We start from the raw sequence: 18,609 nt of genomic DNA, 5'->3' as shown, positions 1-18,609 counted from the left end.
ATCATGGGATATTTATATGGTGCCGCAGTGCAAGCAATTCAGGGATTTATCTTTGAAACTGACCGTTTAAAAGAGATCATCGGGGCAAGCGAGCTGGTGGAAAATATCTCTACCCAGCTTTTTAAAGACTATATTAACCAAGAAAATGTAAAAATCATTCTAAGCGCTGCCGGCAATATAAAGCTGTTTTCCAAAGAAAAAGAATATTTTGAAAAGCTGGTTCACGAATTTCCCAAAGCGGTCATGGAAACAGCGCCCGGAGTTACCATTTCCCAGGCCCTGGTGCATATAGCGGGTGTGGAAACAGAAAAAGAGATCAAAGGCGACCATATCAATTGTCTTGAGGATAGACTCAAGTGTGAAAGAAACCGGATCATTCCCCAGATGGATGTTTCCGGATTGGCCGTCAAAAGACTTCCCAGGACTGGAAAGTCTGCTGTGGGCGAGGATATGGACAACAGCATCCAGGCCAAACTCAACTCAGCGGGAAAAACAACCCTGATAAAGAAACTTGCCAAGGCACCTGAAAATAAATTGTTCTCAAAAGAGATGAAAGACATTGCAGGCTATAACGCATGGGTGGCGGTCATCCACGCAGACGGCAACAGCCTGGGCAGAACAATTCAGCGATTAAACAATCAGGCGTCGGGAATGACCGTTACCCAGTTCAAGGCGTTCTCGGAAAAACTTGAAACCGCAACCATTGGTGCGGCCCAGGCCGCCTTTGATGGGGTGATTGAAACTGATTTTAAAAATAATAAAAGAAAAGAGTATCAGATTCGCCCGGTCATCCTTGGCGGAGACGACCTGACAGTTATCTGCCGCGCGGATCTGGCACTGGATTTTACCATAAGTTATTTAGAAGAATTCCAGCGTCTGACCGCCTTTCATTTTGGCACGGACAATAAAATAACGGCTTGCGCCGGTATTGCCTTTATCAAGGAAAGCTTTCCGTTTCATTACGGCATTCATCTGGCCGAACAACTCACCAGTGTTGCCAAACATAAATCCAAAGGGTTATGTCAGGACCAAGTGCCTGCAAGCCTTGCTTTCCACAAGGTGCAGTCCAGCTTTGTGGATGCCTATGACACCATTATTGAAAGGGAACTGACGGCGGACAAAGTTTGTTTTCAATACGGTCCCTACGGGATTGATGACAGCCTGCCCGAAGGGCTTGCATCTGTTAAAGAACTCAAGCGTAAAGTAGAACTGATCAAAGAACCCAATGCCCCTAAATCAGGCCTGCGTAAGTGGTTGTCAGCGCTTTACGACAATCCCCGACGCGCAGATTTTTTACTCAAACGCATCAGACAGGTCACACCGGGAACATACGTCAAAGGGCTGGGCCTTGAATCGCCTGTGAACACAGAAGGCAAAACCATTTTTCATGATGTACTGGCCATTTGTTCCATGAAAGGAGCGTAGGTATGACAACAATGAACTGCAAAATTGATTTTTTTTCAAACTGGCATGCCGGCTCCGGCATGAGTGCGGGAATGGATATCGACACCCTTGTTTTAAAAGACCGGGATAATTTGCCGTATATCCCAGGTAAAACCATTAAGGGACTGCTTAAAGACAGTGCCCTGACCTTGAAGGCGTTTGCCACGGATACGGCCACCTGGGCTGCTTTTGTTAAAACCTGCTTTGGCGGGGAAAATTCTTCCGGAGAAACCCGCTCCGGCCTCTGCCGGTTTTCCAATGCCGAACTGACGCTGCACCTGAAACAGGCCATTATCAAGGATCAAACCACCGGATTTTTATATCAAAAAATCGCCGCCACAGCCATAGACGACAATGGTATTGCCAAAGAAAAGAGCTTAAGAAAAATTGAGACCACCATTCCACTGTCACTTTTTTTTACCATCACGAATCTGCCCGATGACTATCTGGAAAACATAAAGGACTGCCTTGCCTTTACCAGGCGTATGGGACTTGGCAGGAACAGGGGACTTGGCAGGTGCAGGTGTTCCATTCAAGACAAGGGAGGTGAAAATTGATCCAAAGACATTACAGTGTAACATTATTATCGGATATCATCATCAGTGCCCGTACAGCCACCCAGGGGCATTCAACCTGCCTGGACTATATTCCGGGCAGCAATTTCATGGGGATTGCCGCCCGGGCCTATGCCGGGTTTGACAAAAACACAGCCTATGAGATCTTCCATTCCGGAGAGGTCAGGTTCGGGGATGCCCACCTGGCGGTAAACGGAAAAAGAAGCCTTAAAATCCCCTGTTCATGGTACCACCCCAAAGGGACGGGCATGGATACGGTTTATGTCCACCATGCCGTCTCCCAACAGACGCGGCAAATGATGCGGACGGCGGGTGATCAGCTCAAACAGATCCGAACCGGTTTTTTTATTCAGGACAAAGATGATCAGGATAAAAATCAATTATACAAGGTCAGCGCGTCCCATTTTTTTTCAATTAAATCCGCTTATGACAGAGACCGCAGACGCTCAAAAGATGAACAGATGTTTGGGTATGATGCCCTGGTCCGGGGCAGTCAGTGGATCTTCACCATTTCCGGCCCCAGCCGGGAAATCCTGGAAAAGATTCATGAAAAAATCATCGGGCGTCAATATATCGGCCGCTCCAAGTCAGCGCAGTACGGCAGCGTTGAGATAGAAGAGGTGCCCGATTACCATCCGCCTCAACCGGACTGCGCCGCACCGCAGAAAAACGGGCCGCTGATACTCTATTTTGAAAGTCCGGCGGCCTTTCTTCTGGACTGTGCCGGGAACTTTACCCTTCAGCCCTGCATTAAAGATCTTGGATTGGAAACAGGCCGGATAGACTGGGCCGGGTCCCAGGTCCGACATCGAAGCTATGCCCCCTGGAACGGCAAACGCAGAGGACGGGATCAGGACCGCGAATTTATCGACAAAGGCAGTGTACTCCTGATCAGGGATTATGCACCGGATATGGACATGAATCAATGGGCCAAAACAATAGAAAACGGCATTGGCCTGTTCAAAACCGAAGGATTTGGTGCGATCCTCATCAATCCATACTTTCTGAATGTTCAGGAAGATGAAATCCTTCAGGTATCAGAATATGAACGTTCCAGATATGAACCTTCCAACACCTCCCATGCCGCCGCACCCCGGGATCAATCTGATGACCATACCATTGCGTGGCTGACACGCAAAAAGCAGGAGATGGAAAATCATCATGAGATCATGACCCATGTTCACAAATTCATAGATGACTATAAAATAAAATTTCAGCGTATCACAGCCAGTCAATGGGGTGCGGTTCGGGAACGCGCACAGCGGCACACCGATTATGACAGCTTGATGCTCCAACTGTTTAATCCGAAAGATCCCAAAGGGTTCTTATACCACGGGAAGAGCGAAAAGTTCTGGCGCAGCAACAGGGACACCCTTGAAAATAAAATGCGGGAACTGAATGATACATTGCCCAATGGACCGGCCCGTCTGTTCCTGATCAAAACGGCAACGGAAATGACTAAAATCATAGAGAAGAAAGGTGATACACAGAATGGAAACCATAAAATTCGAGACCTATCCCTTACGTTATCTGGCCCAGATCACATTTGAAGCCCGCACCCCCCTGTCCCTGTCTTCCGGAGAAAATGATATTGAGACCGATTCCGTCATTTTAAAAGATGTCAATGGACTGCCGGTCATACCGGGCACGTCCATTGCCGGGGTATTCAGAGCCGCGTTCAACGAGCCGGAAAAAAATGAGGTAAAAAATATGTTCGGTTTTCAAGATCAAGAAAATGATGACGGGATCGGCTCCCGGCTTATTTTCAGTGATGCCGTTTTTGTCGGCAAAACAGGAGAGGCCGTTGAGGGTCTGGTCTCCCTTAACTGGGAAGATCCATTTTACAATAAATTCCTCAGCCTGCCGATAAGGCAGCATGTCAGAATTTCCCATACCGGCGGCATTAATCCCAACCAGCGGGGAAAATTCGACGAGCAGGTGGTCTATTCCGGCACACGGTTCAGGTGCGAAATTGAACTTATCGGCAATGAAGACGATACCTCGCAGTGGGAAAAGATCAAACAGATCGGATTTGGATCGGAACTGAGAATCGGCGGCGGAACATGCCGGGGATTTGGTGATCTTGCCGTGTTTTCCTGGCTTGAAAACGTATTTGACCTGACAGACCCGGAACAACGCCGGCGCTATCTGACAAAAACCGCATCCATGAACGATGCAACAGGACTTGCCCCGGTGTCGGATATATCAGATCAAATCAACCGGGACGCATGGACGGAATACCGCCTTGAGCTGACCCCGGAAAATTTCTGGTACTTTGGTTCCGGTTTTGGTGATGATGAAGCGGACATCACCCCCGTATATGAAGAACAGATTTTATGGGAAAACGACCAGCCTTCATTTACCCAGAAAAAATTACTTATCCCGGCATCTTCTGTTAAAGGGGCTGTTTCCCACCGGGTGGCCTTTCATTACAACCGCTTGAAAGAAAACTTTGCCGATGACATGGATACCAACGATATGGCACAGCATGCCGGGGGAAACAATACAGCGGTCAGAATGTTGTTCGGATGTGATCTGGATGACCAGATACAGAAGGGAAGTGTGATTTTTTCGGATCTTTATATGGATGCTGCGTCTACAAAAATATTCAACCATGTATCCATTGACCGGTTTACCGGAGGAAGCCTTGACAGTGCGCTGTTTGAGGAAAAAGTGCCGTATGGTGCATTGCCCCTTCCCAGTATGCACATCCTGGTTAAAACAGATGTGCTGGCAGATAGGCAAATCAAATCCGCCCTGGAAAATACATTTGACGATCTTACCAAAGGCTATCTTCCCCTTGGGGGAGGCGTCATGAGAGGCCACGGGGCATTTACCGGAACCTGGCAGGAGGTGAAATAATGGCAAATACGGTTTGTAAAAAGATTGACACCCTGGCCCCGATTTTATCCAAAGCATATACCGGTTACTATTGGCTGTCCGATGCGGACCACCCGGTCATCCTGGAAAACCGGACAATCCAATATCAACCGGTATTAAATCCCTTTATTATTGAAGGCCGGCTGTTTTGTGATCAAGAGAATACAAGCATCTCCATCCGGCACATTGACGGGCAATATCTCATCTATCAGATTTTCTGGGATCAGGTTGCATCTGAAAATGAAATTTCCGAAGATCAGCTTTCGTATCTGGCAGCATCCGGACTCGCTGCCGCAGGTATCAAGCGGCTCAAATTCAGGAGACTCTGGCAGGATCAAAAAGAAAAAAACTGTGAAGACATGCGTGTTCTTTTGCCCGGCCCTGTCGGGTTCATCGGGTTTGAAATGGAGGAAAACCATGATTAAAGCGCCTTATAATTTTGTACCGATCCATGAAAAGGTCTATTTCCCTGACTGGGCAGAAAAGATCTCCTATGATATCCCTTTTTCAGACGGTGAGAGCGCCACGATTCACCTGACCCTGACCGCCCATTCCCCTGTGTTTGTCCGAAACGGTTCCACCGCTGACAAGGAGACACGCTTTTCCAATATTGACGGGCGCTTTTTTATCCCGGGCACCGCCATCAAAGGCATGATCCGTTCCGTACTGGAAATCATGAGTTTTGGAAAATTAGGAAACGTTACGGAATGGACACCGACCTATAGGGATTTATCAAAGTCTGCTACAGGCAAAAAATATAAAAACGCAATGCAAGGGGTTCATTGCGGGTGGCTGAGCATTGATCCCAATGACCCTGAAAAATATACCATACAAGACTGCGGTAAACCCAAACGAATCCGTCATCAAAACATAGATGATAAATGGGGGACCGATTTTGCGGCGTTATTTAAGACAAATCCTGCTGACGCATATAAATCGGCCAAAGGCAAAATCAAAGACCTTGAAGGTAAAGGCTGGGATCTTCACACCGTGTACGAGTTCAGTCAAATTAGCGGGGCTGATCCTGAACAATACGAATTTTGCGCTGAGGGACCTGTCCAAGGGACGTTGGTTGTCACCGGACAGCCCGGTAAAAGAGATGCCGCCAAAGGTTACGGCAAGTACCTCGAATTTATCTTTGAAGATACAGGGACGACAAACAGTATCCCTGTACCCAAAGCGGTAGTAGATAATTTTAAATTTGCCTATTACGATGGCGATCCAAATAACGAATCCAAGGACTGGGCCTATTGGAAAACAAAATTATATGCCGGGGAATCCATTCCTGTATTTTTTAAAACAAGCGGGGGGAAGATTCAACACTTCGGTCTCTCTTATTTATACAAACTGCCTTATCCCCATGGTATCCGGGAGGCCATCGACAACCTGGGGCAGGCCCATCGTTCTGAAGCCCTTGACCTTGCCCAATCCATATTCGGCGCATCCAGTGACAAAAAGGCGTTAAAGGGGCGGGTATTCTTCTCCCCGGCATTTGCCGGAGTGGATACAGCAAGAGAACTTAATCCAATAACGACGGTCCTGGGGTCACCTAAACCCTCTTACTACCCGACTTATATACAGAACCCGGAAGGATATAACGCCGGAAGTCTGCAACTTTCAGGCAGAAAACGTTACCCGGTTCATACCAATGTACCCAATAATTTAAACCCCGGCACTGAAAAGGTCAGCACGACCTTTGCCCCCCTTGATACCGGCGTTGTGTTTGAGTCTAAAATCAGGTGCCATAATCTGAGAACCATTGAGATTGGGGCGCTGCTTTCGGCACTCACATTCCACGGCAACAATGATCAGCTATTCCATTCCATTGGTATGGCCAAACCCCTTGGATTTGGAAAAATCAGGCTGGATATTGTTCCTGAAGGTTTAAAGAACGACCCTGAAACCTATATGACCGCATTTGTTAAAGCCATGGAAGCGCAACTGCATATAGACTGGAAAACATCCGATCAAATCGTTGAACTGTTCACAATGGCCAAAGAACAGACCAACACCGGAAATTCAAAACTTGAATATATGGAATTGGATGAATTTTCAGAAGAGAGGGGCAGTACCCTGAAACTGTATTCCCAGTTAAATCAAATAATACCATTTTCAATGGCCTCCAGTGACGATTATCTGGAAAATATTAAAGGTAAGAGTGGGGATGAATTAACAGCATATATTAACGAAAATAAAAATATTGATAATTTCAACATCGCTCTTCGAGCGCATCTCGCAAACGAACCATACAAGAAGGAATTCAAAGGATATTACCAGCAATTCAGCGCCGACCCGCGTATTGCCGCCAAATATATCAATGGGCTTGCAAAGCTGAACAGACAAATCATTGAACCGTGTATCAACAGAATGCAAGGCAATATTGACCGGTCCAAGCCGGAATACCAGGCACTGTTTGATACCATTTTCAAAAAAAAGTACGATGCTAAAATCCCTGAGCAGGGATTTCCGAACTACCTTGACCCCCTGAAATACACATGCGAGGATCTATGGGGGGAGACCGGTATTACCGAAGATAACTGCCTCGACCTTTTAGAAGATTTTAAATCCAGGATATGGCCGCCCATAGACGATTTTATCCGTGCAGTTAAAAACGCTGACCGCCTGGAGCAGGAGATTAAAGAGCTTATCTGGGAGGAGCTTGGGGCATGAAAAAACTATACCTTATGTTTAATCACACCCTTCAACCGGAGCAAAAAGCATGGGCTGATGATCATTTCGGCCCATGCCGGGTGATTGAGATGCCGGATCATCTGAAAGCATCCTGGGGACAGATCCCGTCGGATTGCGAAACACTTTTTTCCCGGCTGGCCCCTTTCCGGGACTGGCTGGACCAGTATGGGAAAGCCAATGACCTGGTGCTGATCCAGGGAGATTTCGGGGCAACGTATCTTATGGTCGCGCATGCGGTTGAAAAGGGCCTTGTGCCGGTCTATGCCACCACTGAACGAAAGGCATTGGAGACCCGGATGCCGGATGGCACGGTAAAAATGGAACATCAGTTCCGGTTTTGCCGTTTCCGCAAATACGGGGAATGATTCAGCAACTATAATTTGGGAGTTATCAGCAATATGGACAAATTAAGTGTGGTGCTGGACAGAAAAAACATGGATCTCACCATGGATGGTAAGTCCCTTCGGATTGATATTCCCGGTGAAAAATGCCAACGAATTCCCCTGGGCATGGTGGGCCAGGTGATTGTTTACGGAAATCCCCGGGTGGCATGCAATGTATGGCGCAAGCTGGCCGAATACGGGATACCTTCTCTCTTGCTTCCGGCCAGGGGTAAAGGAGACGGGGCCTGGGTCACACCGGGTACGTCCACGTCCGTAAACGTCAGGATTGCTCAGTTCAAAGCCTGGGCAGATCCTGGGACGCGGAAAAAGGCCGCTGCCTGGGCGGTTCGAGAAAAGCTTAACGGTGTCCAGGAAATGGCCCGGCGTCTGGAATTGACATGCCCTTTTGTTAGATCCGCTCTGGAACATTTAGACAAGGCCGATTCCATAGATGAAATCAGGGGAATTGAGGGGAATGCAGCCAGGGAATGGTTTGGCTTTATGGGCGGCCTTTTATCCCCCAAATGGGCGTTTACCGAACGAAACCGCAGACCGCCAAAGGACCCGGTCAATGCCCTGCTGTCTCTGGGATACACCCTGCTTTTTGGTGAGGTACACAGGGGGGTGATGGCCCGGGGGCTGGATCCCGGGATTGGATTTCTCCATTCTCCATATCCTGGAAGGCATTCCCTGGCGCTTGACCTGATGGAACCCCTTCGCCCCGGCGTGGATTTATTTTCCCTGGCCCTGACTCAAAATAGCCTGGCACCCACTGATTTTACGACTGGAAATACAGACGGTTGCCGAATCTCTAAAAACGCCAGGCGTATGTTCTATGCTTCATGGGAGGAGTTTAAGGCGGACTGGCCCATAGGGGGCGGCGGGTCTTCGGGAGAGGCGGGAACCGATAAAGACCCGCCAAACCTGGCGCTTACCGTCCGGCATTTGGTTAATCGCTTTGTCCGTACCTGGGGAATCGATGATTTGGACGAACCTATAATTATAGATGGTGTGGCCAAATAAACAGACTGTAAATTAAAAACAGCCTTGACCAGTAGGCAAAACCATGGGAAAACTAATAAAAATTTGTTGACGTGATGACTGGCTGGAACTCAATTGTCAAATTTTTCATGTAAAAGTTACAGATCTTTGAAAATTTATTACAAATTGCATCAAGCCTGAAAAAAGAGGCATTTCAGGCAAAACCCTTGCTGCTGTAGCGATCAGCTATTTTTTTTCGTGTCTGAATTTCAGGATAAAAGTTACATTTTGGAATAATATAAAAAATGAATCACATAGATTATATTTCTTTTTATTTCAAATAGTTAATACACACAACAAAGATATGCATTTTTTGTACCATGAAATATCAAAATAAGCTAAAACATTTTTTGATTTTTTATGAATTTTTTTACACACTATAACCAATCGAATTTAAAGATTTTTTTAACCAAGGTTAGGGTTGGAATGAGCACCGCTTATGAAGGTGATTGAGACGAAAGTAATGATACGATTCATCTTGGTGCAGATGTTGGAATGAGCACCGCTTATGAAGGTGATTGAGACATTAATATGATTCAGTAATGGAGAACACTTCACGTTGGAATGAGCACCGCTTATGAAGGTGATTGAGACAATACTCTCAGCTGCATATGCAGCCATTTTTCGTACGTTGGAATGAGCACCGCTTATGAAGGTGATTGAGACCCCCCAACGTATATCCATACCTTTCCTATTGCAGCGTTGGAATGAGCACCGCTTATGAAGGTGATTGAGACAAAGATTTTGACTATAAGAAATCCCACGCCAAGTTGGAATGAGCACCGCTTATGAAGGTGATTGAGACTTGTAGACTTCTTGCGGATTAAAATTAAATTTTGGTTGGAATGAGTACCGCTTATGAAGGTGATTGAGGTTGACAGAACATGTGAAGAATTTATTCAATGCCCAAAGACACAGGGGAGACATAATGGCAAAAGTCCGTCCCATTGTAGTGGCTTACGACATATCTAAAAACAAGATCCGTTCCCGGGTGAGAAAAATTCTGCGGGAGTGGAACCTGAGCAATCAGAAATCCGTGTATGAATGCCGCCTGACCCGGGCACAGGCTGAAGAATTATTTTTACAGCTTTCCCATGAAATTGATAACAAAACCGATAATCTGCTCATGGCCTGGCTGGAACCGAGGCGTCAGATCTTGACCCGGGGCCTGGGAAAAGCAACATCCATGGGAAAAAAACTGTTTTATGTTCCATGAAAGGAGACGTCACAAGTGGCGAAACCAGGGTGGTACATGGTCTGTTATGATATCGCCGATCCCAGGCGATTAGGGCAAATCCATCGTTTTTTAAAGAAAAAAGGGCTGGGGGTTCAAAAATCCGTATTTTTCATCCAGCGATCTGAAAAGGGGATGGTCCGTCTTCTGGATGAACTGGGGGGGATCATCCACAAGAAAGAAGACGATATCCGGGCTTATCCTGTGGAAAGCCCCCAGGCCGTCTGGACCACTGGCGGAATTCTGGAAGCATTCCCTCTGGTGATGCCGGGCCGGCAGACGGTTATAAAGCAGGAAAAAAAGAAAAAATCATTGTGGCAGCGGATTCTGGGGAGGTGATGCGATGGGAGATCTTCTAAAAAAAGCCGCATCTCCGGCTGTGCTGAATCAGGCATGGAAGCGGCTGAAAAACGATAAAACCGTCTGGGACCAGGGCATATCCAAAAAAGAAATGGAGCGGGATTTTGTCCTGCACATCACCCGGCTGGCCAAGGATCTGGAAAGCGGACAATACCGGCCGGCCCAGATCCGGATGTTTCCGGTACTCAAGGGCGACGGCAAAAAACGGATCATCTCGGCACTGACCCTGCGGGACAAACTGGCACAACGGGCTGTGCTGTCCGTACTCAACCCGATTGGAGAGGCCATGTTCCATCACGACTCCTATGGCTATCGTCCGGGCCGCTCCATTGATACGGTGATGCGGCGCATCAAAGAGCAGGTGGACTGTGGATTTTGCTGGCTGGTGGATGCTGATATCAAATCCTTTTTTGACAGAATTCCCCACCGTCCCTTGAAAAAAAAGCTGAAAAAAAAACTGGCAGACCACGAACTGCTGGATCTTATCTTTCAATGGCTGGATATCGGGGCACCGCGGACCGGCATTCTGGCCGGACGACGGGGCATTCCCCAGGGCGGTGTTATCTCTCCTTTTCTGTGCAACTTCTACCTGACCGAATTCGACCTGTTTCTGACACGCCATAACCTGCCCTTTGTCCGATTTGCCGATGATTTCCTGGTCTTCACCCCGGCCAGGAAAAATGCAGAGGCAGCCCTGGACTGCGTAACCAAAGGGCTGAAACGTCTGGATCTGGAACTGAATTCCCGGAAAACAAGAATTGTTCTCTCTGGACCCAAGGTTGTGTTCCTGGGGCGTAAACTTCCCGGAAAAAAAAGATAGTAAAGGAACCTTCAATGCCCGAACTCTCACCCAATTTACCTTACGATATATCACCTTTGCTGGATCTTAAAATCGCCCGGTTCCGCCTGCCGTTCAGGACTGAGATAGCCGGAGAAGCACTGGATATCATACCGCATTTCAGAAGCCGGCTGGGGTTGATTCTCAAACAGCGGTTTTGTCCCCATATGGATTTTACCCAGATTGACTGCGAATACTGTGACAGGAGAATGGTCTGCTGCTATTCATTGATGTTTACCCCGACCTGCGCCGTGATTGAGACGGCGGGTTCAAGCCGAAAACGGTGTCATGCCGATCCCCCAAGACCATACACACTGAATCTGTCCCTGCCGACCAGGGACCGGCCTGCAAGCCTGGTGTTGACATTGATCGGAGAACAGGCCATCAATTTCTCCAGGCCCATGCTGGAATCACTTTCCCAGGCAAGTGCAGTCCCGGCATCATCCATTAAGACGACACCCTCGCACTGGCAGGCCCTTCTGCCGCTGAAGGATGCCCTGGGCAGAGGTCTTGCCGTAACTGAAGGAAGCGTTGCACCAGAGGAAAACCGTGGCGACTTCCTGAAAAACTGGATAAGGGCACTACCCGATCCCGGCCTGGGAAAAAGCCGTTCCGGCAAGGATTTGATGGAACTTATCTTCACCTCTCCGGTTCAGGACAAGCGGCTGGAAAGGGGAATTGGTCTCAGTCCCCTGCTGAAGTCTATTGTGGGTCGCCTGAGGGATCTTAAACGCATCTATCATCCGGATAACGCAATGGGCACTTTGCCGGAATCTTTTTTCAAATCCGCCCGGGAAGTGACGGTTTTCACTCACCTCTCCCTTAAAAAGGCAACATGGTTTTCCAAACATCGCAACCGCCCTATTTCCCTCGGGGGATTCACAGGAGAAATGATGCTGAAAGGAGATCTGTCTCCTTATATCCCAATTCTGGCGGTCGGCTATTTCCTAGGCATTGGCTCCAAAACAGTGTACGGTCTAGGACGATTCATCACAGACGGATGGAATGGCAGCGAATAAGGTTTAATTTTAAATATTATTTTTGGCCTTGATCATTAGTTTCGGCCAATGCGTGGAAGGTCGGTTGGGTTGAGGAACGAAACCCAACAAATACAAAATGTTGGGTTTCACTTCGTTCAACCCAACCTACTCGGTGGTCCAAATGATGATCAAGGCCTTATTTTTTATCAAATCAATGGTTATCTAAAAACAAAGATTTTAGGGGTAAGATACTTATTTTATTGCAAAATAGGTGGTCGATACCAACACCCTTCTGTAAAACAGAATCCCCCCGACATTGACCCGTAACATCCCCTCTGGTATAAAGCCTTGTACTTTTTAGAAGGAAACGTCAACAACCCCTCGGCTAAAGACCGAGTGGCTTGAGAGATAAAAATCATTTAGAAACAACACACCATGTCTTACCAGGTTCTGGCATTAAAATACCGGCCCCAAACATTTTCGGACGTTGTTGGACAGGATCATGTCACCACGACCCTGACCAACGCCATTTCCGGAAACAGGGTCCCCCATGCGCTTCTGCTGGCAGGCCCCAGGGGCACCGGCAAAACCACCATTGCCCGCATCATGGCCAAGGCCATGACATGTCAGACCGGACCAACCCCGTCGCCGTGCAACGAATGCAGAATTTGCAAAGATATTATCAGTGGTCATTGTGCAGATGTGTTTGAAATTGACGGGGCCTCCAACAACAGCGTGGAGCAGATCCGTGAACTGAGGGACAATGTCGCCTACATGCCCTCTGCCGCCAGGTACAAAATCTATATCATTGATGAAGTCCACATGCTTTCGGTGGCCGCCTTTAATGCCCTGCTCAAGACCCTTGAAGAACCCCCGGACCATGTTCTTTTCATCTTTGCCACCACGGAAGTCCATAAAATTCCGGCCACCATCCTGTCCCGGTGCCAGCGCCATGACCTGTCCCGAATTGCCCTGGACAAGATCAGCGATCATCTTGAGTCCCTGTGCCGAAAAGAAGGCTACACGGTTGAACGAGAGGGGCTGGAGCTGATTGCTTTAGAGGCGGACGGTTCCATCCGGGACGGTTTAAGCCTTCTGGACAGAATTCTTTCAGCCGGGCCTGAAAAAGAGATTGACCGGCAAATGATTGCCCAAAGGCTTCGGAGTACGGACCGAAAAATTCTTTTTTCCATAGCTTCGGCCGTACTGGAAAGAGACGGGGCGCAACTCATTGACCTTGTCAGCAAAATTAATGATGCCGGTATGGACTTGAAAGAATTTTATTCCGGTATCATTGCCCAGTTCAGAAATCTCAATATCATCCGGCTGTGCGGCAAAGAGAGTCCTGTGCTCAATATGATCGAAACGGAAAAACATGAGCTTGACCGGATGTGCAAAAAATTTTCGTCGGCCTATCTTGGGATGCTGCTGGATCTTCTTTTAAAGGAAGAGAGCATTGTGCGCTTTGCATCCCACACCCAGACTGCCGTGGAGATGGTGTTGCTCAAAATGATCCAGATTGAGCCTGAAATCCGGCTTGATGAAATCATCACCAAGGTGGATCTTTTAGCACGCCGGATGGAAAACCGCCTTGGCCGGGCCGGTGTGGATGCCCCCGCGTCACAATGTGACAATCCGGCCCGGGAATCCGTCCAGCCTGCAGAACAGCCACAGCCCCCCGGCGACCCGTTCACGGAAAAAGTGCCTTTAGCAGCCCACCGGCCAATGCCGGAGCCCGTGCCCTATGAACCGGCGCATGAGCAGGTACCACCGTCGGATATCCAAACGGATTCATCCGGTTCACGCAGTTCCTCCGGGCCCGCCCCCCCTTTGCGTCAGGAGCAAGCACACCAGGGGCCGCCAACCTGGTCGCAGTTCATGGATGTACTCCAACGTGATCTGCCCTTTATCTTCGGCTTATTTTCCAAGGGCCGGGCAGACACATCGAACCCGGACAAAGTAATTGTAACCCTTGCATCCTGCTCCGGATTTGAACAATCCAGGCTCAACACCAAAACCAAGGTACTGACGGCGCTGAGCCGAAAACATTTAGGTAAATCCATTGAGGTAACCATAGAAAACAACACCGGCCCGGCAGATGAGAGGTTCCGGCAGCAAGAGTCCCGGCAAAAAGCGGAACAAGCAGCAACCGGCCACCCCATGGTCCAGCACGCGGTTCGCTTATTTAATGCAGATATTATATAAACGAGGGCCATCCTTGCACTGTCAATCTGCCAAGACCGGTCCACAACGTAACAATAACATTTAATATAAAAGGAATTGACCCATGAAAAATATGAGCAGCATGATGAAACAGGCGCAGAAAATGCAGAAAAAAATGCTGGAGGCCCAGAAGGATCTGGCCACCAGAACCGTTGAAGCCAGTTCAGGCGGTGGTATGGTAAAAGTGGTTGCCAATGGTGCCCAGAAGATTGAATCCATCGCTCTTGAAAAAGAGGTCGTTGACCCGGAAGATGTTGACATGCTTCAAGATCTTGTGCTTTCCGCAGTGAACGACGCGTTGAAAAAATCCCAGGATATGGTCTCCGCTGAAATGGGAAAACTGACCGGCGGCATGAATATTCCAGGCTTGTAAAAGCATCTTAACCCATTGTGAACCATTATCCCGAAGCCATTGTTCGACTGATCCATTCGCTTTCCACCTTGCCGGGAATCGGAAAGAAAACAGCAGAGCGGTTGGCCCTTCATATTCTGCATGCCCCGGAACATGAGGCTGCGGCCCTGGCCGCAGATATTACTGAACTGAAAAAAAGTGTCAGGTTATGCGCATCCTGCTTTGCACTCACGGACCGGGAAACCTGTCAGATCTGTTCAGACCCCGGCCGGGATAATGGCGTAATCTGCGTGGTGGAAAACCCCACGGATATGGCGGCCATTGAAAAATCAGGGGCCTTTTCAGGCGTGTACCATATCCTTGGCGGCGCCTTATCCCCCATTGACGGCATCGGCCCCGGAGACATCCGCCTGGCCGAACTGTTCAAGCGGGTCCGGCGCAGCCAAATCAGAGAAATCATCCTTGCCACCCGGACCAATGTGGAAGGTGAAGCCACGGCGGCTTATATCCGGAGCAAGCTGGCTGCAACAAACATTAAAATGACCCGAATTGCATCGGGCATACCCATGGGCGGGGAGCTTCAGTATGTGGATCCCTTGACGATGCAAAAAGCCATGGAAAAACGTTACGGGATTTAAAAAAATGCTGACCCCCGAAGATATTTTTGACTGTAAATTGTGCGGCCAATGCTGCACAGGATTTGGCGGTACCTATGTGGATGAAAGGGATATCGGAAACATCTGCGATTATATCCAGGCAGATCCTGACACCTTTGTGGAAACATATTGTGACATGTCCGGATCAAGGCCGGTGCTGACACTGGGACAAGACGGAAGATGTATCTTCTTTGATTCCCAAAAGCAGTGTACCATCCATCCGGTCAAACCATATATGTGCCGGGCCTGGCCCTTCATCAAAGCCCTGATCCACCATCCGGAAAACTGGGATATCATGGCAAACGCCTGCCCGGGTATGAAAAAAGGTGTTCCGTTCGAGGATATTTCACGCATCGCTGCCATGGAAAAAGAAAAACTTGATCGGGCTTTCAACCGTTAGCCTGACCTAATATATATCACGGATGCGAAAATGCACGGTCAAATTGAAATTTCCAATTCCATACATATCCACCGGCATTTGAACCACATGATTGTCTGATATTCCTGCCGGATAGCGGATCATGACCGGATACGCTCCTGACCGCGTGCCTTTCCCATGACATCTTCGGCACTCGTCTGCCCCAACCCATCCTTGACCGAAACAGGATGGACATTTTAGTTGTACCGGCAGAGCCACCTTAATTTGTCCTCCCCGAAATGCCTGTTCAGGTGTTAATGTGATCATGACATTGAGATTCTCATAACATTCGCTGTGAGGTTGAGATCTCTGCTTGAAATCATATAATATTCTATCAAACCCGTCATCAAATGATGGTCTGTAGGATTGAAAAGAGTGTGAAAAACTCGCACTGCCCAAATTCATCGCTTGTTCCTGTTCAGGTATGAGAGGCTCAACTTGTTTTCTTGGGCTTGAGCGTATAGGTTCCCTATACGTTGTCCCCCCATTTTTTTTTTGACTTAGGACTTGGCGGTCATGTGTCTGTCGTTTAATTGGATCTGACAATATGGAATATGCTTCCTGGACTGCAAGAAACGGAGAATGGTTATCCCCATACCGGTCTGGATGAAACTCTTTAGCAAGTCGTCTGTAAGCGTCTTTAATTTCATCACATGTTGCATCTGAAGAAATTCCTAAAACAAGGTAATAGTCTTTTGGCATGATAATCACCTTTGATACACATTATATCCGGATTATCTTCAAACTATCCTTTATTTATATTATCATGTCAATAAATATTTTAATAGTAATGAAAGTCATATTGACATGATATATTTTTTTGATTATCTTAGATTAGATCTTAAAAAGGGGTAACAAACCCGCTCTCGAAATTCAGAAATCAATACAGGAAAAGGAGTTGGAACTATGTTTACAAGACTAAGTGACATCGACAGAATGTTCGGAGCCATGGATCTGCTCCGAAACAAAATGGACAGACTTTTCAGTGATTATGACAGGTCATCCCTTTCTGATCCTGCTTTTACACTGAGATCTAATTCACCGCGAACCAATCTTCTGGAAAGTGGTGATACCTTTGAAGTCCAGGCCGAAGTCCCTGGCGTCTCAAAAGAAGACCTGAATATTAAAATTCAGGGGAATTATCTTGAAATCAGCGGCAAACGTTCTGTGGAGACCCCGGAGGGGTACAAAATTCACAGGAATGAAAGAGGCAGCAGTTCTTTTTCACGCAGTTTTTCGTTACCTGATGAAATTGATGCTGAAAAGGTTGAGGCCGCACTTAAGGACGGCATCTTGTACCTGAAACTACCAAGATCAGAAACGGCAAAACCCAAAATGATCGAAATAAACACCGCATAAAATCAGGGCACCATCTCTTATTGCTTGGAGGGCTGTGAGAACCAATTGAGTATTTCGTTGAGGATCTCGCAACCATTCTGACCAAAAATATCAGCTTTAAAAGGAGATGAAAAGTGGAATTAAAAAAAATAGCACCATGGAATTGGTTTAAAAAAGAGACCGGAGATAATGGACATACCATTCCTGAAACCTACAACAAAGATAAAGAGGGCAGGTATTCAGCAGGCTCATTAAGTGTTCTGCACAATGAGGTGGATCGGTTGTTTGATAATTTTTTCAATGGTTTGGGCTCTTTTCCATCATTTTCCAGGTCAGGAATGCGTGAAGAAATAACCGGCAGTCTACTGAAACCCAGGCTTGATCTAAGTGCAACCGATAAAGAATACACGGTTTCTTTAGAGATACCCGGCGTCAGTGAAAAAGATGTAAACCTTGAGCTTGCTGATGATACCTTAATTATTCGGGGAGAAAAAAAACAAAAAAAAGAAGAGAAAAAGAAGAATTTTTACCGGCTCGAAAGATCCTATGGTTCTTTTCAACGGACTTTATCGCTGCCGGAAGATGCCGACAAGGACAATATAAAAGCTGATTTTAAAAATGGTGTATTAAATATCACTATTCCCAGAAAGGCGCTTCCGTCCGGCACCAAAGCGAAACAAATAGAAATCAAAAATACCTAATACGCTAGTATTTACTATAAAAGTCAATTCACAAGCAGGAGGAATTATGTTTACAAGAATTAGCGATATAGACAGATTATTCGGGACCATGAATCTCCTTCAAAGGAAGCTGAACAATCTTTATGGCGATTATGGAAGACCATCCGCCTACAGATGGGAATTAGAATCAGCGACGCCCAGAATAAATCTCTATGAACACGGCGATAATTTTGAAATCAGGGCCGAAGTGCCAGGACTTGAAAAGGATAACTTAAATGTAAAGATCCAGGGTAACTATCTTGAAATCAGTGGAGAAAGAGGATCAGATGCGCCCGAAGGGTATAAAAGCCATAAAACTGAAAGAGGGGTTGGATCTTTCTCCAGAAGCTTTACACTACCGGCAGATGTTGACGCAACTAAAGTTGAAGCCGCACTTAAAGACGGTGTGCTTTATCTTACACTTCCCAAGCATGAAGCAGCAAAACCCAGGAAAATAAGCATCAATTAAACGTTAAGA

The 18,609-nt window shown here is 47.3% G+C and carries 20 protein-coding genes and 1 CRISPR repeat array; of the genes, 19 read left to right on the top strand and 1 reads right to left on the bottom strand.

Annotated elements, in window-relative coordinates; translation table 11 throughout:
* Positions 1-3: 3 nt before the first annotated feature.
* From HXW94_RS02530 to HXW94_RS02455, 16 genes are all read left to right on the top strand, one after another.
* Entirely contained in the window at positions 4-1,425 is a 1,422-nt protein-coding gene (locus tag HXW94_RS02530; protein ID WP_178365333.1) for a Cas10/Cmr2 second palm domain-containing protein, read from the top strand.
* Positions 1,426-1,427: 2 nt separating this feature from the next.
* Positions 1,428-2,000 carry an RAMP superfamily CRISPR-associated protein gene (locus HXW94_RS02525; protein ID WP_178365332.1) on the top strand — a complete coding sequence of 191 codons (573 nt, stop codon included), beginning with the start codon at positions 1,428-1,430 and terminating at the stop codon, positions 1,998-2,000.
* Positions 1,997-3,568, top strand: coding sequence for a hypothetical protein (locus HXW94_RS02520; protein WP_178365331.1), 1,572 nt, complete (start codon positions 1,997-1,999; stop codon positions 3,566-3,568). The genes HXW94_RS02525 and HXW94_RS02520 overlap by 4 nt, the downstream gene beginning before the upstream one ends.
* Positions 3,510-4,880 (top strand): RAMP superfamily CRISPR-associated protein, encoded by a 1,371-nt coding sequence (locus HXW94_RS02515; protein WP_178365330.1) that lies wholly within the window; start codon positions 3,510-3,512, stop codon positions 4,878-4,880. The genes HXW94_RS02520 and HXW94_RS02515 overlap by 59 nt, the downstream gene beginning before the upstream one ends.
* Positions 4,880-5,323: a TIGR04423 family type III CRISPR-associated protein gene (locus HXW94_RS02510; protein ID WP_178365329.1), complete on the top strand. Its 444-nt coding sequence runs from the start codon at positions 4,880-4,882 to the stop codon at positions 5,321-5,323. Before HXW94_RS02515 ends, HXW94_RS02510 begins: the two co-directional genes overlap by 1 nt.
* A complete protein-coding gene (locus HXW94_RS02505; RefSeq protein WP_178365328.1) occupies positions 5,316-7,568 on the top strand; it encodes a TIGR03986 family type III CRISPR-associated RAMP protein in 2,253 nt (750 codons plus the stop codon). The genes HXW94_RS02510 and HXW94_RS02505 overlap by 8 nt, the downstream gene beginning before the upstream one ends.
* Positions 7,565-7,954, top strand: a complete 390-nt coding sequence (gene csx20 / locus HXW94_RS02500; RefSeq protein WP_178365327.1) for a CRISPR-associated protein Csx20 — start codon at positions 7,565-7,567, stop codon at positions 7,952-7,954. The genes HXW94_RS02505 and csx20 overlap by 4 nt, the downstream gene beginning before the upstream one ends.
* Positions 7,955-7,987: 33 nt before the next feature.
* Entirely contained in the window at positions 7,988-8,995 is a 1,008-nt protein-coding gene (cas1, locus tag HXW94_RS02495) for a CRISPR-associated endonuclease Cas1 (RefSeq protein ID WP_178365326.1), read from the top strand.
* A gap of 438 nt (positions 8,996-9,433) precedes the next feature.
* Positions 9,434-9,888: direct repeats of the CRISPR family, unit length 36 nt; unit sequence GTTGGAATGAGCACCGCTTATGAAGGTGATTGAGAC.
* Between the two features lie 53 nt (positions 9,889-9,941).
* Positions 9,942-10,229 (top strand): CRISPR-associated endonuclease Cas2, encoded by a 288-nt coding sequence (cas2, locus tag HXW94_RS02490; RefSeq protein ID WP_178365325.1) that lies wholly within the window; start codon positions 9,942-9,944, stop codon positions 10,227-10,229.
* A 15-nt stretch (positions 10,230-10,244) separates the two neighbouring features.
* Positions 10,245-10,586 carry a CRISPR-associated endonuclease Cas2 gene (gene cas2 / locus HXW94_RS02485; protein WP_178365324.1) on the top strand — a complete coding sequence of 114 codons (342 nt, stop codon included), beginning with the start codon at positions 10,245-10,247 and terminating at the stop codon, positions 10,584-10,586.
* A 4-nt stretch (positions 10,587-10,590) separates the two neighbouring features.
* Complete coding sequence (locus tag HXW94_RS02480) at positions 10,591-11,427, top strand: reverse transcriptase domain-containing protein (protein ID WP_178365323.1); 837 nt, start codon at positions 10,591-10,593, stop codon at positions 11,425-11,427.
* A gap of 14 nt (positions 11,428-11,441) precedes the next feature.
* Positions 11,442-12,464, top strand: coding sequence for a CRISPR system precrRNA processing endoribonuclease RAMP protein Cas6 (gene cas6, locus HXW94_RS02475; protein WP_178365322.1), 1,023 nt, complete (start codon positions 11,442-11,444; stop codon positions 12,462-12,464).
* 396 nt (positions 12,465-12,860) lie between these two features.
* On the top strand, positions 12,861-14,630 hold the full coding sequence (dnaX, locus tag HXW94_RS02470; protein WP_178365321.1) for a DNA polymerase III subunit gamma/tau: 1,770 nt from the start codon (positions 12,861-12,863) through the stop codon (positions 14,628-14,630).
* An 82-nt stretch (positions 14,631-14,712) separates the two neighbouring features.
* Positions 14,713-15,021, top strand: a complete 309-nt coding sequence (locus tag HXW94_RS02465) for a YbaB/EbfC family nucleoid-associated protein (RefSeq protein WP_178365320.1) — start codon at positions 14,713-14,715, stop codon at positions 15,019-15,021.
* 17 nt (positions 15,022-15,038) lie between these two features.
* Positions 15,039-15,638 carry a recombination mediator RecR gene (gene recR / locus HXW94_RS02460; protein WP_178365319.1) on the top strand — a complete coding sequence of 200 codons (600 nt, stop codon included), beginning with the start codon at positions 15,039-15,041 and terminating at the stop codon, positions 15,636-15,638.
* A 4-nt stretch (positions 15,639-15,642) separates the two neighbouring features.
* Positions 15,643-16,056, top strand: coding sequence for a YkgJ family cysteine cluster protein (locus HXW94_RS02455; protein WP_178365318.1), 414 nt, complete (start codon positions 15,643-15,645; stop codon positions 16,054-16,056).
* A gap of 6 nt (positions 16,057-16,062) precedes the next feature.
* Here the strand turns inward: HXW94_RS02455 and HXW94_RS02450 are convergent, their stop codons facing one another.
* Complete coding sequence (locus HXW94_RS02450; RefSeq protein ID WP_178365317.1) at positions 16,063-16,776, bottom strand: DnaJ domain-containing protein; 714 nt, start codon at positions 16,774-16,776, stop codon at positions 16,063-16,065.
* A 204-nt stretch (positions 16,777-16,980) separates the two neighbouring features.
* On the opposite strand from HXW94_RS02450, the gene HXW94_RS02445 reads away from it, so the two are divergent.
* The 3 genes from HXW94_RS02445 to HXW94_RS02435 all read left to right on the top strand — a co-directional run bounded on the left by HXW94_RS02445 (position 16,981) and on the right by HXW94_RS02435 (position 18,600).
* Positions 16,981-17,433: an Hsp20/alpha crystallin family protein gene (locus tag HXW94_RS02445; protein WP_178365316.1), complete on the top strand. Its 453-nt coding sequence runs from the start codon at positions 16,981-16,983 to the stop codon at positions 17,431-17,433.
* Positions 17,434-17,546: 113 nt separating this feature from the next.
* The gene (locus HXW94_RS20060; RefSeq protein WP_178365315.1) at positions 17,547-18,113 is read left to right on the top strand and encodes an Hsp20 family protein; all 567 of its coding nucleotides are present in this window, start codon (positions 17,547-17,549) and stop codon (positions 18,111-18,113) included.
* A 46-nt stretch (positions 18,114-18,159) separates the two neighbouring features.
* Positions 18,160-18,600 carry an Hsp20/alpha crystallin family protein gene (locus HXW94_RS02435; RefSeq protein WP_178365314.1) on the top strand — a complete coding sequence of 147 codons (441 nt, stop codon included), beginning with the start codon at positions 18,160-18,162 and terminating at the stop codon, positions 18,598-18,600.
* Positions 18,601-18,609 lie beyond the last annotated feature (9 nt).

Source organism: Desulfobacter latus (genome assembly GCF_013389365.1).
In the GTDB taxonomy this organism is placed as follows: domain Bacteria; phylum Desulfobacterota; class Desulfobacteria; order Desulfobacterales; family Desulfobacteraceae; genus Desulfobacter; species Desulfobacter latus.
This window is presented reverse-complemented; position numbering and strand designations above follow the sequence as displayed.

Coding starts and splice junctions, on each gene's coding strand:
- HXW94_RS02530 (WP_178365333.1), top strand. CDS start 4: ATGGGATATTTATATGGTGCCGCAGTGCAAGCAATTCAGGGATTTATC.
- HXW94_RS02525 (WP_178365332.1), top strand. CDS start 1,428: ATGACAACAATGAACTGCAAAATTGATTTTTTTTCAAACTGGCATGCC.
- HXW94_RS02515 (WP_178365330.1), top strand. CDS start 3,510: ATGGAAACCATAAAATTCGAGACCTATCCCTTACGTTATCTGGCCCAG.
- HXW94_RS02510 (WP_178365329.1), top strand. CDS start 4,880: ATGGCAAATACGGTTTGTAAAAAGATTGACACCCTGGCCCCGATTTTA.
- HXW94_RS02505 (WP_178365328.1), top strand. CDS start 5,316: ATGATTAAAGCGCCTTATAATTTTGTACCGATCCATGAAAAGGTCTAT.
- csx20 (WP_178365327.1), top strand. CDS start 7,565: ATGAAAAAACTATACCTTATGTTTAATCACACCCTTCAACCGGAGCAA.
- cas1 (WP_178365326.1), top strand. CDS start 7,988: ATGGACAAATTAAGTGTGGTGCTGGACAGAAAAAACATGGATCTCACC.
- cas2 (WP_178365325.1), top strand. CDS start 9,942: ATGGCAAAAGTCCGTCCCATTGTAGTGGCTTACGACATATCTAAAAAC.
- HXW94_RS02480 (WP_178365323.1), top strand. CDS start 10,591: ATGGGAGATCTTCTAAAAAAAGCCGCATCTCCGGCTGTGCTGAATCAG.
- cas6 (WP_178365322.1), top strand. CDS start 11,442: ATGCCCGAACTCTCACCCAATTTACCTTACGATATATCACCTTTGCTG.
- dnaX (WP_178365321.1), top strand. CDS start 12,861: ATGTCTTACCAGGTTCTGGCATTAAAATACCGGCCCCAAACATTTTCG.
- HXW94_RS02465 (WP_178365320.1), top strand. CDS start 14,713: ATGAAAAATATGAGCAGCATGATGAAACAGGCGCAGAAAATGCAGAAA.
- HXW94_RS02455 (WP_178365318.1), top strand. CDS start 15,643: ATGCTGACCCCCGAAGATATTTTTGACTGTAAATTGTGCGGCCAATGC.
- HXW94_RS02450 (WP_178365317.1), bottom strand. CDS start 16,776: ATGCCAAAAGACTATTACCTTGTTTTAGGAATTTCTTCAGATGCAACA.
- HXW94_RS02445 (WP_178365316.1), top strand. CDS start 16,981: ATGTTTACAAGACTAAGTGACATCGACAGAATGTTCGGAGCCATGGAT.
- HXW94_RS02435 (WP_178365314.1), top strand. CDS start 18,160: ATGTTTACAAGAATTAGCGATATAGACAGATTATTCGGGACCATGAAT.